14 protein-coding genes are annotated in these 14,607 nt (G+C 65.9%); 11 read left to right on the top strand and 3 right to left on the bottom strand.

Features of this window, described 5'->3' with window-relative positions; translation table 11 throughout:
- Positions 1–17: 17 nt before the first annotated feature.
- From ACP97_RS07760 to ACP97_RS07715, 10 genes are all read left to right on the top strand, one after another.
- Positions 18–1,481 carry a DHH family phosphoesterase gene (locus ACP97_RS07760; RefSeq protein ID WP_049997267.1) on the top strand — a complete coding sequence of 488 codons (1,464 nt, stop codon included), beginning with the start codon at positions 18–20 and terminating at the stop codon, positions 1,479–1,481.
- Between the two features lie 135 nt (positions 1,482–1,616).
- Positions 1,617–2,420 carry a CBS domain-containing protein gene (locus tag ACP97_RS07755; RefSeq protein WP_049997266.1) on the top strand — a complete coding sequence of 268 codons (804 nt, stop codon included), beginning with the start codon at positions 1,617–1,619 and terminating at the stop codon, positions 2,418–2,420.
- A gap of 78 nt (positions 2,421–2,498) precedes the next feature.
- Complete coding sequence (locus ACP97_RS07750; protein ID WP_049997265.1) at positions 2,499–4,199, top strand: acyl-CoA mutase large subunit family protein; 1,701 nt, start codon at positions 2,499–2,501, stop codon at positions 4,197–4,199.
- 163 nt (positions 4,200–4,362) lie between these two features.
- Entirely contained in the window at positions 4,363–6,339 is a 1,977-nt protein-coding gene (gene acs, locus ACP97_RS07745) for an acetate--CoA ligase (protein WP_049997264.1), read from the top strand.
- A gap of 306 nt (positions 6,340–6,645) precedes the next feature.
- Positions 6,646–7,995 (top strand): substrate-binding protein, encoded by a 1,350-nt coding sequence (locus tag ACP97_RS07740; protein ID WP_202593582.1) that lies wholly within the window; start codon positions 6,646–6,648, stop codon positions 7,993–7,995.
- 112 nt (positions 7,996–8,107) lie between these two features.
- Positions 8,108–9,079 (top strand): branched-chain amino acid ABC transporter permease, encoded by a 972-nt coding sequence (locus tag ACP97_RS07735; RefSeq protein WP_049997263.1) that lies wholly within the window; start codon positions 8,108–8,110, stop codon positions 9,077–9,079.
- Positions 9,076–10,191, top strand: coding sequence for a branched-chain amino acid ABC transporter permease (locus ACP97_RS07730; protein ID WP_049997262.1), 1,116 nt, complete (start codon positions 9,076–9,078; stop codon positions 10,189–10,191). The genes ACP97_RS07735 and ACP97_RS07730 overlap by 4 nt, the downstream gene beginning before the upstream one ends.
- Positions 10,191–10,949: an ABC transporter ATP-binding protein gene (locus ACP97_RS07725; RefSeq protein WP_049997261.1), complete on the top strand. Its 759-nt coding sequence runs from the start codon at positions 10,191–10,193 to the stop codon at positions 10,947–10,949. The genes ACP97_RS07730 and ACP97_RS07725 overlap by 1 nt, the downstream gene beginning before the upstream one ends.
- Positions 10,946–11,689 carry an ABC transporter ATP-binding protein gene (locus tag ACP97_RS07720; protein ID WP_049997260.1) on the top strand — a complete coding sequence of 248 codons (744 nt, stop codon included), beginning with the start codon at positions 10,946–10,948 and terminating at the stop codon, positions 11,687–11,689. Before ACP97_RS07725 ends, ACP97_RS07720 begins: the two co-directional genes overlap by 4 nt.
- Before the next feature lie 52 nt (positions 11,690–11,741).
- Positions 11,742–12,434: a thioredoxin family protein gene (locus tag ACP97_RS07715; protein WP_237561126.1), complete on the top strand. Its 693-nt coding sequence runs from the start codon at positions 11,742–11,744 to the stop codon at positions 12,432–12,434.
- A 2-nt stretch (positions 12,435–12,436) separates the two neighbouring features.
- Here the strand turns inward: ACP97_RS07715 and ACP97_RS07710 are convergent, their stop codons facing one another.
- The gene (locus ACP97_RS07710; protein ID WP_049997323.1) at positions 12,437–12,838 is read right to left on the bottom strand and encodes a universal stress protein; all 402 of its coding nucleotides are present in this window, start codon (positions 12,836–12,838) and stop codon (positions 12,437–12,439) included.
- Between the two features lie 93 nt (positions 12,839–12,931).
- Here ACP97_RS07710 and ACP97_RS07705 point away from each other — a divergent pair, with 93 nt between their 5' ends.
- On the top strand, positions 12,932–13,786 hold the full coding sequence (locus ACP97_RS07705; protein WP_049997259.1) for a DUF7537 family lipoprotein: 855 nt from the start codon (positions 12,932–12,934) through the stop codon (positions 13,784–13,786).
- Here ACP97_RS07705 and ACP97_RS07700 read toward each other — a convergent pair.
- Positions 13,780–14,163, bottom strand: coding sequence for a universal stress protein (locus ACP97_RS07700; protein WP_049997258.1), 384 nt, complete (start codon positions 14,161–14,163; stop codon positions 13,780–13,782). The genes ACP97_RS07705 and ACP97_RS07700 overlap by 7 nt on opposite strands.
- Before the next feature lie 38 nt (positions 14,164–14,201).
- Complete coding sequence (locus ACP97_RS07695; protein WP_049997257.1) at positions 14,202–14,474, bottom strand: DUF7520 family protein; 273 nt, start codon at positions 14,472–14,474, stop codon at positions 14,202–14,204.
- Between the last annotated feature and the right edge of the window lie 133 nt (positions 14,475–14,607).

Raw genomic sequence — 14,607 nt, 5'->3', positions numbered from 1 at the left:
GGGATCCAGCCGTTCGCATGGTCTCGCGGCTCGTGCTGGGATGTGGATCGGTCGGGCGGGCGCTCGTGAGCGCGCTCGCCGACCGCCGGGGGTCGGTGTTGGTCTGTTGTGAGAACGAACACCGCATCGAGACCCTCCGCAGCGACCGCGTCGCCGCCAGACGAGCCGACCCGACCGACCCCGAAACCTTCGATGGAGTGGCGCGACCGGTCGACATCGTCGTCGTGGCCGCCGACGACCCCGCGGTGAATCGAGCAGCTACCGACCTCGTCCGCGAGCACTATCCCGACGCCTTCGTGCTCGCGTACGCGGGCAAGGAGCCGTCGGCCGAGGTCAGGATGGAAATCGAGACGCTCGCCGACCGCACCATTGACGGGGAGGCGACCGTCGCCGGCGACCTCATGGAGCGCATCGGCGAGGCGAGCATGCGGCCCCGGCGACTCCGCCGGGTGTTGCGCTCGGTCGACGGGTCGCTCGCGGTCGTCACCCACGACAACCCGGATCCCGACGCGATAGCGAGCGCGCTCGCGCTCTGTGAGATCGCACGCACGACCGGCCGCGAGGCGGACATCTGCTACTTCGGCGACATCACCCATCAGGAGAACCGTGCGCTGGTCAACGTCCTCGACGTCGACCTCCGCAAGCTCGAACCGGGCGATATCGACGACTACGGGGGCATCGCACTCGTCGACCACTCGCGGCCGGGCGTCAACGACCAACTGCCCGAGGACACGCCCGTGGACGTGCTCATCGACCACCATCCTCCGCGCGCGCCGGTCGAGGCACGCTTCGTCGACCTCCGTAGCGACGTCGGGGCGACGAGCACGCTGCTCGTGGAGTACCTCCGCCAGTTGGGTATCGACGTCGAGGAGACCGTTGCGACCGCGCTGCTGTACGGGATCCGCGTCGACACGGACGACTTCCGGCGCGAGGTCTCGACCGTGGACTTCGAGGCTGCGGCCTTCCTCATGCCGTATACGGACGAATCGGTACTCGAACGGATCGCGACGCCGAGCATGAGCGCCGAGACACTGCAAACGATGGCGCGAGCCATCTCCAACCGTGAAGTTCGCGGGTCGGTGCTCGTGAGCCACATCGCGGACCTCCACGAGCGCGACGCGCTCGCGCAGTCGGCCGACCAGTTGCTCGACATCGAGGGCGTGCGGACGACGCTCGTCTACGGCATCATCGACGGCACGGTCTACTGTTCGGGACGAACGCGCGGGGCGAACCTCGACATCGGCGAGACTCTGCGAGATGCCTTCGACCAGATCGGCAGCGGCGGCGGCCACGCCGACATGGCCGGCGCACAGATCCCGTTGGGGTTGCTCGGCGAGAGCGACGAGGACGAACTCACCGACATCGTCCACGACCTCATCGTCGAGCGGTTCTTCGCCGCCATCGAGGCACGCCCGAGCGTGCGCTCGGCCGGCCCGTTCGCCGAGGACGACGGCGACGGCTCGGGGTCGGCGCGCGGCTGATACGTCGGCTGTGGACGATGCGTGACGAACGACCCACGATCGCTTCGCTGTCGGGCGATTTCGTCGACGAACGGGCGCGCTTCCAACCGGCATCCGAGCGGGAGGCTTTTGTCCACCGACGGCGAGTGCTCACCAATGGCCGAAGGAAGCGAGAAGCCACGGGTCGAAGACTACATGACCCGCGAGGTCGCCACCGTCTCGCCCGACGACACGGTCGCGGCGGTCGCACGCCGTATCGCCGAGAGCGAAGCACACAGCGGCCTGCCGGTCTGTGACGGCCGGAACTGCATCGGGTTCGTCAGCGCCCGCGACCTCCTGCTCGCCGACGCCGACGCGCTCGTCTTCACCGTGATGTCCGACGACCTCGTGGTCGCGCACCCGGAGATGGCGCTCTCGGACGCCGCGCGCGTCATCCTGCGCTCGGGCATCCAGAAACTCCCCGTGGTCGACGACGCCGGCAACCTCATCGGCATCATCGCCAACACCGACGTCGTGCGCAGCCAGATCGAGCGCGCCACGCCGGAAAAAGTCGGGAAACTCTCGCGCACGCTCGAGAACATCCACGGCGTCGCGACGCGCGAGGAGCGACGGCGCGTCTCGCTCGACGACCTGACGCCCACCCAGTCGAAGGTCTACGGCGACGAACTCGACGGCCGGAGCTACGAACTCGAACACGGACTGACCGAACCCCTCGTGGTGATCGACAACGGGGGCGAAAAACTGCTGCTCGCCGACGGTCATCACAGAGTCAAGGCCGCCGCCCAGTCGGGCATCGACGAGATGGACGCCTACGTCATCGTGGTCGACGAGCAGGTCGAACTCGGCATGGCCGAGACCGCCCGCAACGAGGGGCTCTCGACCATCGACGACATCACGGTGGTCGACTACGCCCACCATCCGCTCATCGAAAGCGTCGAGCGCCTGCAAAACCACGAGTGAAGCCGTCGACCGCTCGATGGCCGTCGAGTCACCCCCGGCCCGGAACCTTCATTGACGACCCCCGCAAACGCTGTGCGCATGTACGACGACGAGGACCTCGAAGCCATTCGGGAAGACAAGGAGCGCTGGGCCGACGAGACCCTCGACCCTGTGCTCGACCGTCACGGCGAACGACAGGACCGCTTCGCCACGGTCTCGAACCTCGAAGTCGATAGGGTATATACGCCCGACGACGTGGCCGACGTCGACTACGACGAGGATCTGGGACTCCCCGGCGAGGAACCCTATACCAGAGGTGTCTATCCGACGATGTACCGCGGGCGGACGTGGACGATGCGCCAGTTCGCCGGTTTTGGTACTGCGGAGGAGACCAACGAGCGCTTTCACTACCTCGTCGACGAGGGACAGACAGGATTGTCGACGGCGTTCGACATGCCGACGCTGATGGGCATCGATTCGGACGACGCGATGGCCGACGGCGAAGTCGGCAAGGAGGGCGTCGCGGTCGATACCCTCCGGGACATGGAGATACTGTTCGACGGCATCGATCTGGAGGACGTCTCGACCTCGTTCACCATCAACCCGAGCGCGCCCGTGATATTCGCGATGTACGTCGCGCTCGCCGACCAGCGGGGAGTCTCCCGCGAGAAGCTCCGGGGAACCATGCAGAACGATATGCTGAAGGAGTTCATCGCCCAGAAGGAGTGGGTCATCCCGCCCGACCCGTCCCTGAAACTCGTGACCGACACCATCGAGTTCGCCGTCGGGGAGACGCCGAACATCAAGCCCGTCTCGATCTCTGGCTATCACATCCGTGAAGCCGGTTCGACGGCGATTCAGGAACTCGCCTTCACGCTCGCCGACGGGTTCGCCTACGTTGAGGACGCGCTCGATCGGGGACTCGATATCGACGCATTCGCGCCCCAACTCTCCTTCTTCTTCAACTCGCACAACTCGCTGTTCGAAGAGGTCGCCAAGTTCCGAGCCGCGCGGCGCATCTATGCGACCGTGATGGACGAGTGGTACGACGCCGATGACGAGCGCTCGAAGCAGTTGAAGTTCCACACCCAGACCGCCGGCCAGAGCCTCACCGCCCAACAGCCCCTGAACAACGTCGCGCGCGTGACGGTCCAGGCGCTCGCCGGCGTCCTCGGGGGCACACAGAGCCTCCACACCAACAGCTACGACGAGGCGCTCGCGCTCCCCTCCGAGAAGGCCGTGCGAGTCGCACTCAGAACCCAGCAGATCATCGCCGAGGAGTCGGGTGCGGCCGACATCGTCGACCCCCTCGGCGGGAGTTTCGCCGTCGAGAGCCTCACCGACGAAACCGAGGAGAAGGCGATGGCGTACATCGAGGAGATCCGCGAGATGGGCGACGGTTCGGTTCGGGACGGCGTTCTGGCCGGTATCGAGCAGGGCTACTTCCACCGCGAGATCCAGGACGCCTCCTTCGAGTACCAAGAGCGCGTCGAGACGGGCGAGGAAACAGTTGTGGGGGTCAACAAGTACGAGTCCGACGAGGACACCAAACCGGAGATGCTCCACGTCGACGACGAAGTCCAGAATCGCCAGCGCGAGCGCCTCGCCGAGGTGAAGGACGAACGCGACGACGCGGCCGTCGAGGACGCGCTCGACGAACTGGGGAGCGCCGTCGAGAGCGGCGACAACGCCATGCCGGCCATCGTCGATGCGGTCAAGGTCGGGACGACGATGGGCGAGATCATGGAACTGTTCGAGCGCCGCCACGGCTCCTACCGCGAGACCGTCGGCGTGGCCTGATTCGTCCCACACGGCTGCAATCGGTCGCCGAGCGGTCGAGCGGAGATTCTCGGCACACTTGACATCGATCGGTAGCGAGCCGTCGGTCGGTTGGATAAACCGGACGGAGGTTTCTCACCGTTACTACTATGTGGCGTTCCACCGAAGTGCACGCCGAACGACAATGGTAGACGAAGACATCACTATCGAGTCACGGCTGGCCGAACAGGAGTATTTCAGTCCACCCGAGGAGTTCGTCGAGCAGGCGAACATGGCCGACCCGGCGGTCTACGACCGTTTCGACGAGTTCCCCGAGGGGTTCGAAGAGTACGCCGAAATGCTCGACTGGGACGAGCAGTGGGACGAAGTGCTCGACGACTCGAACCCACCCTTCTACGAGTGGTTCGTCGGCGGCAAACTGAACGCCAGCCACAACTGCATCGACCGTCACCTCGACGAGCGCAAGAACCAGACCGCACTGTTGTGGGAGGGCGAGGACGGCGAGCAGCGCAACGTCAGCTATCAGGACCTCTATCGGGAGGTCAACGCGATGGCCGCCGCGCTGCGCTCGATGGGTGTCGAAGAGGACGACGTGGTGACGATTCACCTGCCGATGGTGCCGGCACTACCCATCACGATGCTCGCGTGCGCGCGCATCGGCGCACCCCACAGCGTCGTCTTTGCGGGTTTTTCGGCGAGCGCGCTCGCAAACCGCGTCGACAGCGCCGATTCGGACCACGTCGTCACCATCGACGGCTACTACCGCCGGGGCGATTTCCTCGACCACATCGAGAAGGCCGACGAGGCGATGGCGGCCGTCGACGGCGACCCCGAGGTGCTCGCGTGGACGCGCCACGACGAGCCGCAAGTGGACGTCAGCGACGACTACACGATGGTTGCGGACCTCCTCGACGACCATCACGGGGAGACGGTCGAACCGGTGAGCCGCGACGCCGAAGACCCCCTCTTCTTGATGTACACCTCGGGGACGACCGGCGAGCCGAAAGGCTGTCAGCACCGGACGGGCGGCTATCTCGCCTACGCGACGGGCACTTCGAAGTACGTCGAGGACATCAAGCCCGAGGACACTTACTGGTGTATGGCCGACATCGGCTGGATCACCGGCCACAGCTACATCGTCTACGGCCCGCTCGCGCTCGGTACTACCACTGTCATGTACGAGGGGACGCCCGACTACCCGCACAAGGGCCGGACGTGGGATATCGCCGAGAAGTACGACGTCGACATCTTCCACACCTCGCCGACGGCAGTCCGACAGTTCATGAAGTGGGGCGAAGAGGAGTTGGAGGGCTACGACTTCGACTTCCGGCACATGACCACGGTGGGAGAGCCGATCCAGCCCGAGGCGTGGCTCTGGTACTACAAACACATCGGTGGCGAGGACGCCGCTATCGTCGACACGTGGTGGCAGACCGAGAACGGCGGCCACCTCATCACCAACCTGCCGGCGATCCAGGACATGAAACCCGGCAGCGCCGGCCGTCCCGCGCCCGGTATCGAGCCGGCTATCCTCGACGACGAGGGTAACGAGATCGGAGCCGAAGCCGGCGAGGCGGGCAACCTCGCCATCACGCGGCCGTGGCCCGGCATGCTGCAAACCGTGTACGGCAACGACGAGCGATTCATCGCCGAGTACTGGGAGCGCTTTTCGGACACCGATTCGGACGACTCGGAGGACTGGGTCTACGAGGCGGGCGACGCCGCCGTGAAGGGAACCGACGGCTACTACCGCATCCTCGGTCGGCTCGACGACGTGATGAACGTCGCCGGCCACCGCCTCGGAACGATGGAACTCGAAAGCGCGGTCGCGGAGGTCGACGACGTCGCCGAGGCGGCGGTCGCCGCACGCGACGACGCCGAGAAGGGCGAGGTGCCCGACGTCTACGTCACCGTCAGGGAGGGCGTCGAGGAGAGCGAGGCGGTGCGCGAGCGCATCGTCGGAGCCGTCGAGGACGGCATCGGCAAGTTCGCCCGTCCCGCGAACGTGCTGTTCGTCGACGACCTCCCGAAGACGCGCTCTGGCAAGATCATGCGCCGCCTGCTCGAAGACATCTCCAACGACGACGAGTTGGGCAACACGAGCACGCTCGCCGACCCGAGCGTGCCCGAGGAGATCCGCGACCAACTACGGGCCGACTGAGACCGTTCGACTTTCCCGCGCCTCGGACGGTGGCCGCCGTCGTGGACGTGATCGAAGGACGACGGCGGCAAGCGTCGATCGTTCCGGTGACCCGGAAGCGAGTGAAACTCCATGTTCGTTTCTCGCATTCTTATTTGGCATGAAAAAGCCCGGAATCTATAAAGAATAAGGTGATGACTAGGGAGCGAGCGCAAGACTTATTATGGCGTTCTGCAACGTGAGACCGTGAAACGAGATAACACGGGACGGAGCCGCCGTGACGTGCTGAAACTGGCCGGCGCGGGAAGCGCCGCCGGCATCGCCGGGATGGCGGGTTGCCTCGGTGGCGGTGGCGGCGGAAACGGCTCCGGTGGCGGCGGTGGGAACGGCTCCGGCGGTGGTGGTTCCGGCGGCGGGAACGGTTCTGGTGGCGGCGGTGGTGGCGGTGGCAAGGACTATCCCTCGCTCGGCAACTTCCCGATTCAGGGCGACAAGGCGATATTCGGGTTCAACGTCCCCACCTCGGGACCGTACTCTGCGGAGGGCGAGGACGAACTCAGAGCCTACAACCTCGCGAAGAAACACCTGAACAACGGCGGCGGTTGGGTCGACTCGCAGTTCGACGACCTCTCGGGCGACGGCGTACTCGGCATGCAGATCGATTCGGTCAAGGGCGACACCGCGACCGACGCCGACACCGCCACCCAGTCGGCCTCGCGAATGGTGAACCGGGACGGCGTCATCATGTTTTCGGGTGGCTCGTCGAGTGCGGTGGCGATCGCCCAGCAGGGCGTCGCCCAGGACAACAAGGTGCAGTTCATGTGCTGTCTGACCCACTCGAACGACACCACGGGGAAGGACTGCGTGCGCTACAGTTTCCGCGAGGTGTTCAACGCCTACATGACCGGGCAGGCGCTCGCGCCGGTCGTCACCGAGGAGTACGGCAAGAACAAGAAGTTCTACCAGCTGTACGCCGACTACACGTGGGGCCAGACCCAGCAGGCTTCGATGAAGAAGTTCTTCGAGGAGGCCGGCTGGACGCAGGTCGACAGCGTGGCCACCCCGCTCGGAACCTCCGATTACTCCTCGTATCTCTCGGAAGCGGCGAACTCGGACGCGGACGTCCTCTTTCTCAACCACTACGGGCTCGACGGCTCGACGTCGCTTACGCAGGCGGTCGACGCCGGCATCGACCAGAACATGGAGATCGTCGTCCCGCTCTACAACCGCCCGATGGCACAGGCCGCGGGCGGGGCCATCGAGGGCATCTTCGGGACCATCGCGTGGGATTCACAGATCGACAACAAACCCACCAAGCAGTTCACCAAAGCCTTCCAGAACGAGTACGACCGGATCCCGTCGGGACCGGCACAGCTCGCCTACGCACAGACGCTGAACTACGCGGCGGCTGTCGAGCGTGCGGGGACGTTCTACCCGCCGGAAGTCATCAAACAGTTAGAGGGGTACGAGTACGACAACGTCGGGATGGGGCCCGAGTTGATGCGCAAATGCGACCATCAGGCCCAGCGCGCGGTGCCGGTCGCCCGCGGCCTGCCCAAAAGCGAACAGACCGAGGGCAACTTCATCGAGATCGTGAACCTCACCTCGCGAAAGGACCTCGGCTACCCTTGCGACGGCGGCCCGGCCGCCGAATGCGAACTCGGCGATTACGAGTGACTCCGCTCTGGGTCACCTGCCGATCATCCGTGTCATCACCGTTCATGAATCCGCGACGATACGCCCCAACGACAGCACGACCGCACCGCACCGAACCAGGGGAGGTTCGCCGATGAGTCTGCTCTCCGATATGATAGTCATTCTGCTCAACGGCTTCCAGCAGGGCGCGATCTACGTCCTGCTGGCGGTCGGACTATCGATCATCCTCGGCACCCTCAAGTTCGTGAACTTCGCCCACGGCGCGCTCTATCTCGTCGGGCTCTACGTGGGACTGTTGGTCTCACAGGAGATCTCGCTCACGAACGGGAAGCTCGCCGACTGGGGCTTCTCGCAGGTGGGATTGGACCTCGGCTTTCTCGTCGCACTCGTGGTCGTCCCGCTGTTCGTCTTCGCCATCGGTCTCCTGATGGAGCGCTTCGTCGCGCGGCCCTTCTACGACCGGGCCGACACCGACCAGATACTGCTTACCTTCGGCATCGCCATCGCGATTCAAGAGCTGTTTCGCGTGCTCTTCGGCGGCCAGAGCCTCCCGTTCGACCAGCCCGGCTGGGCCTCCGGTCCCGTCTCGCTGCCGGTCGTCGGAAACTTCCCGCAGTGGCGGCTGTGGGTCATCGCCATCACCGCGATACTGGTGCTCGTCGTCTACGCGCTCATCGAGTTCACCGACTTCGGACTCATCGTGCGCGCGGGCACGCAGGACGCGGAGATGGTGCGCCTGCTCGGCGTGAAGATCACACGCCCGTACATCGTCGTCTTCGGCATCGGCGCGGCGCTCGCCGGTATCGCCGGCGTGGTCGGCGGTCCGCTCAATCCCGTGAACCCGAACGTCGGCACCGACATTCTGGTTCCCGCGTTCCTCACCGTCGTCATCGGCGGTCTCGGCAGTATTCGGGGAGCGGTGCTCGGTGGGCTGACACTCGGGATGACACAGGCCTTTCTCATCCAGTGGAACCTCGTGATACCCGCACTCGGCATCAACTACGGCTTCTCGCAGTGGTCACAGGTCGGCATCTACGCCATCGCCGCGGTCATTCTGCTCGTGCGCCCGCAGGGACTGCTCGGCAGCGAGGTGGACGTCTCGTGAGCGACGAACCAACCGGGCGGACCGGCACCGACGGCGGCACCGCGAACGAGAGCGTCGGCGAGGGAGAGACGGGATTCCGCGCTCGCTGGCAGGCGGTCCGCGACCGCGAGACGACCGTGTTCGTCCTCACCGTGCTCGGCGTCGTGCTCTTTCCCTACCTCTTCGCGCGCGCACCGGTCATCAGTCCGGCGCTGCAGGGCTATCAGGAACTCGCGTCGCTGATGTTGATCTGGGGCATCTTCGCCATCGGGTTCAACCTCGTGTTGGGCTACACTGGACTCCTCTCGTTCGGTCACGCGGCCTTCTGGGGCGTCGCGGCCTACGCCGCCGGCTGGGTCAGCGCGAACGTCGTCGGCTCGCCAGTCGTGTTGGTGCTCGTGGGGACGGTCGCGGCGGTCGTGCTGGCGTGGCTGTTCGGCGTGCTCTCGCTGCGCCGCGGCGGCATCTACTTCGCCATCCTCACGCTCGCGTTCGCTCAGATGATCTACTACGTCGCGCTCGGGCCGCTCTCGACGCTGACCGGCGGCGAGAACGGCTTCACCGACGTCGAGATCGGCGAACTGTTCGGCACGTTCGACCTCGGGAGCGAACTGCCCTCCATTGGCGGACTGTTGCTCGGCAACTGGATGTACGCCTTCATCGGGCTTTTGACGGTGCTCAGTGTGGTGGTGCTCTATCGCATCCTCAACTCGCCCTACGGACTGGTCTTTCGCGCCATCCGCGAGAACGAACAGCGCGCGGAGTTCGTCGGTCTCGACGTCCGACGGTACAAACTGATGAGTTTCGTGCTCTCGGGAGCCTTTGCGGGCGTCGCGGGCAGTCTGTTCACGATCCACGGCGGCTACGTCCCGCTCGAATCGCTCTATTGGACGACCAGCGGCGAAGTCGTCATCATGACCGTCCTCGGGGGTGTCGGCTCGATCATCGGGCCGATGATCGGCGCGGCGCTCTATCTCTACGTCGAGGTCATCGTCAGCGGGTTCGATACCATCGGCCCGTTCTGGCATCTCATCCTCGGACTCGTCTTCGTCGCCGTGGTCGTGTTCGCACCGCGCGGCATCTGGGGGCTGCTCACCGACGCCGGGGCGCGGCTCACCGGGAGGGATCGCTGATGGCGCTGCTCGAAACCGACGGTCTCGTCAAGCGCTTCGGCGGTCTCACCGCGACCGACGACGTGAATATCGCCATCGAGCAGGGCGAGCGCGTCAGCCTCATCGGGCCGAACGGCGCGGGCAAATCCACCCTGATCAACCTCATCACGCGCAATCTCGACGAATCGGAGGGCGACATTCGCTTCAAGGACGAATCGATCACCGGACTCAGTCCCCACGAAATCACCCAGCGCGGCATCAGCAAGTCCTTCCAGACCGCCTCGATCTTCCCCGACCTCACCGTCGAGAAGAACGCACAGGTCGCCGCCATCGGGGCCGAGCGCGGCGCGTTCAGGTTCGACTTCCTCCGGCGTCAGGACTCGTTTTCGGGCATCGAGCGGCGCGCCCGCGAGACCCTCGAAGCGGTCGGAGTGTGGGATCAGCGAAACGTCACCGCAGCCGACCTGCCTTACGGGGACAAACGCCGGCTCGAAATCGGCATCGCGCTCGTCAGCGAACCCGACATGCTGTTGATGGACGAGCCGACCGCCGGGATGAGTCCCGAGGAGACCCACGCGACCGTGGACCTCATCGAGGAAGTTACCGACCGCCTCGACCTCACCGTCCTACTGGTCGAACACGACATGGAGATCGTCTTCGACGTCTCCGATAGAATCATCGTACTCAATCGCGGGCGCGTCATCGCCGAAGGCCCGCCCGAGGAGATCCGGGAGGACGACGACGTTCAGGAGGCGTACCTCGGGAGCGTGGAAGCATGAGCCTGCTCGAACTCGACGCGGTCGACGCCTACTACGGCGAGAGCCACATCCTGCGCGACCTTTCCTTTACTGTCGAGGAAGGCGACATCTGTGCATTGCTCGGGCGCAACGGCGCGGGCAAGACGACGACGCTGCGCTCGGTCGCCGGGGCGACCCCGCCCGAGGTCCGCGACGGCACCATCACCTTTGCCGGGAGCGACGTCACCGGCATGCTCGCCGAGGACGTCTCCGTGCGGGGGCTCTCACTGGTGCCGGAAGAGCGTCGCATCTTCTCGAACCTCACGGTCGCGGAGAACCTGCATCTCGCCGAGGTGGTCTCGAACCGCTCGAACACCGTCGGGCGCTCGGTGCAGGTCACCCGCGAGGGGATGAGCACCGAGGAGGTCTACGAGTACTTCCCGCGACTCGACGAGCGCGCCGACCAGCGCGGCGGCACGCTTAGCGGCGGCGAACAGCAGATGCTCGCCATCGCCCGCGCGCTCAAGCAGAACACCGACCTGCTGATGCTCGACGAACCGTACGAGGGACTCGCCCCGCAGATAATCGAGGCCGTCGAGGCGGCCGTCGAGCGCATCAGCGAGAACGGCACGACCATCCTGCTGGTCGAACAGAACGCGATGGCGGCGATGGACATCGCCGACAGCTGTTACGTCATCGATCAAGGTGCCATCGTCTTCGGCGGCACCGCCGACGAGCTTCGTGGCGACGAGGAGACCAGAGACCGCTATCTGGGTGTCTGAAATGGACCGGAACGATACAAGCCAAACGAGCGCACCGAACGAGATCGATGCATTGGCAGCATCGGACGAGGGCGAACCGACCGCCGAGGAACTCCTCGCAATGCTCATCGAGGGCGGCGTGCTGGCCGAGCGCGAGCCGGACGCCTTTGTGACGACCGACGATTACGACGCCACGCGCGGCATCTACCACGACACCTACACCACCGTCTCCAAGGGGGAGTTCCACGAGTCTGTCGCCGACGTCTTCGGGCTCGAAGACCGCGAGACGGCCGCCGAGCGAGTCGCGGCGCTGTCGGTCACGCGCGCGGAATTCGTCGCGTATCTCGCCATCGACTCGGAACTCGACTGGTCGCCGGCCCCGGCGACGCTCGCCAGGATGGCACGGGTCGTCGATGGCGTCGGCCCGGGAACGCCGGTACCCGATGGCGTGGTCGAACTCGACGACGAGAGCTATCGAGGGTTCGTCGAAGCGAACGAGCGCGCGATCGTCACGGTCTGGAAGCGCCACTGTGACCCCTGCGAGGCGATGAAATCGGAGTTAGGCGAGATCCTCGACGCGATTCCCGAGCCCGTGGCCGTCGGCGGTCTCGACGGCGAGCAGTGCGCGGAGTTCCGTCGTGCCTACGACATCGACGCCGCGCCGGCGATGGTCCTCTTCGAGGACGGCGAGTTCCGCGAGGGGTTCACCGGGCGGGCGACCGCCGAACGTGTCGCGGCGGCGTGTGCGGAGGTCTACGGGTCGTGAGTTCAGGCCCCTTCGCCCTGCCCGGCGACCAGCACCGGGCGGTCGGCGCTGAGGATCAGCGACTGGGCGACGCTGCCGAACAGCGCCTTGCCCGCGGGGCTTCGCTTCCGCCCGCCGATGTAGATGGCGTCGGCGTCGCGTTCGTCGGCCACCCGGAGGATGGCGTCGGTCGGATCGCCGCTCTCGCCGACGACCGCCGTCTCGATGCCGGCGTCGTCGAGCGCGTCGAGCGCGCGCCGAACGGACGTAACCTGTGTCGCGGAGGCTCCCGAGGGGTTGTCGCCGAAGACGTGACAGACCGTGACGTGAACGCTGCTGGCTGCGTCCGGCAGCGCGGTGACGGCCGATATCTGTCTGTCGAGACTCGTCGTATCCGCGGCGACACAGAGCAACACCTCGTACATGGCGGCTAGTGCGCCGAGCGACGACTTAGCTGTTGTGACGGTCGTCTCGAACACTGCTCGGTTCACACCCACGGTTCGACGCTATCTCGAAGAATGAGGCTTGTTGTGCCCGTCTTGCTCGTCGTGATGGTCGTTTTCGCCGGTTGTGGCGGTGTCTTCGACGGTGGTGAGGAGACGGCGACGCTCACGCCCGCCGCCGTCCCCACCGACGAACCGACCCCCACACCGATCCCACGACTCGCGCCGGGACTCACGCGGGACGGTGTGGCGGACGCGGGCGCGCTCGCGGCGGCACACGCCGCAGCGCTCGACGGACGGTCGTTTACCGTGCGGCGGACGATGACCTACCGCACCGGAACCGGCATGCCGGTCAGGGAACTCACGAGCGTGGCCCGCGTCGCCCGCGATGGACGATTTCTCGTCCAGCGGCGGTGGACGGGTGAGACGACACTGCGCTGCGAGACGGCGTATTTCGACAGCGAGCGCCTCCTCGTGGCGACGACCGACGCCGAAAACGACACGGCATACCACGAAGCCCCGCCGTCGAGCGCACGCGTGGCGACCGAAGCGGGCGGCGAGCGGATCGAGCGGGTGTTCACCGCGGCCGAGACGCGCGTCGTCGCGCGAAGCGAACGCGGCGAGACGACGGTCTATCGACTGGTGCCGGTGGAGCGAACCCGCTCGAACGCGAGCGGTCCCGGCCAGTCGGTACGCGTGCGTGCGCGAATCACGACGCGCGGTTTCGTCCGCAGCTACACGCTCGATCAAGGGCTCAGCGAACGGCAACCGGGCGATCCGTCGTCCATCGTCGTCTCGACGCGGTATACGGACGTCGGCTCGACGACGGTCGAGCGCCCGGCGTGGTACCGAACGGCGATGGCCGCAGCGAACGCGACGACCGACGGATCGCGGGCAGCCGTGGCGTCGACAGCCGTTCGGCGTCAGTAATCGCCGGGTTCGCCCGCGACCAGCACCGGGCGGTCGGTGTTGATCATCACCGACTGCGCGCCGCTTCTGAGCTGTGCCTTCCCGGCCGGCGAGCGCTTGCGGCCGCCGACACAGATGAGGTCGGCCTCGTGATCGGCCGCCGCCTCGACGAGCGCGGTCGGCGGGTCGGCGTGTACCGTCTCGACGGTGGCGTCGATCGAGTGCTCGTCGAAGAATCCGGTGAGCCGGTCGAGATTCGGCGTGTCGGCCGATTCCTCGCCAGCCTGCACCACGACGACCGCGACGGACTCCGGCGGTGCGGGCAGGGCGTCGATGGCCTGCGCCTTTCGTAGCGTGCGCTCGGTATCGGTGCCGACACCCATGACGACGGTGTACATGGTGAAGCCACGGGGACGCGCCGCCTTACCCGTCCCGATTAGGCGTAGCGCCGAGCGACGTACCGGACGGCCAGCAAGAGCACACCGAGACCGACCGCGAGCGTCGCCATGCCGTAGAACGCGAGACCGAGCGGTGTGGGCGGCAGTTCGATGAGGAAGAACAGCCGCACCGAATTGAGCGCGTCCGGGCCGATCATCCCGAGCAGAAAGCCCATCGTTCCGGCGACGCCGATGGCGACGAGATAAATGACGAACACGATACTGCGGCCGCTGTGATCCGCTCGTCGTCGTCGCGTCGGGGTCTCGGACACGTGACTCCTACCGCTCGCTGGAAGATTAGCCTTTTGTCCGCCTGTCCACTACCCGTGCCATGAACGAAAAGGAACTCCTCTTGGTCGTGCTTGCGGGCATCGCGACGCTGATGGCGATCATGGCCGTCGTGCT

It is taken from the genome of Halococcus sediminicola (assembly GCF_000755245.1).
Taxonomy (GTDB): domain Archaea; phylum Halobacteriota; class Halobacteria; order Halobacteriales; family Halococcaceae; genus Halococcus; species Halococcus sediminicola.
This window is presented reverse-complemented; position numbering and strand designations above follow the sequence as displayed.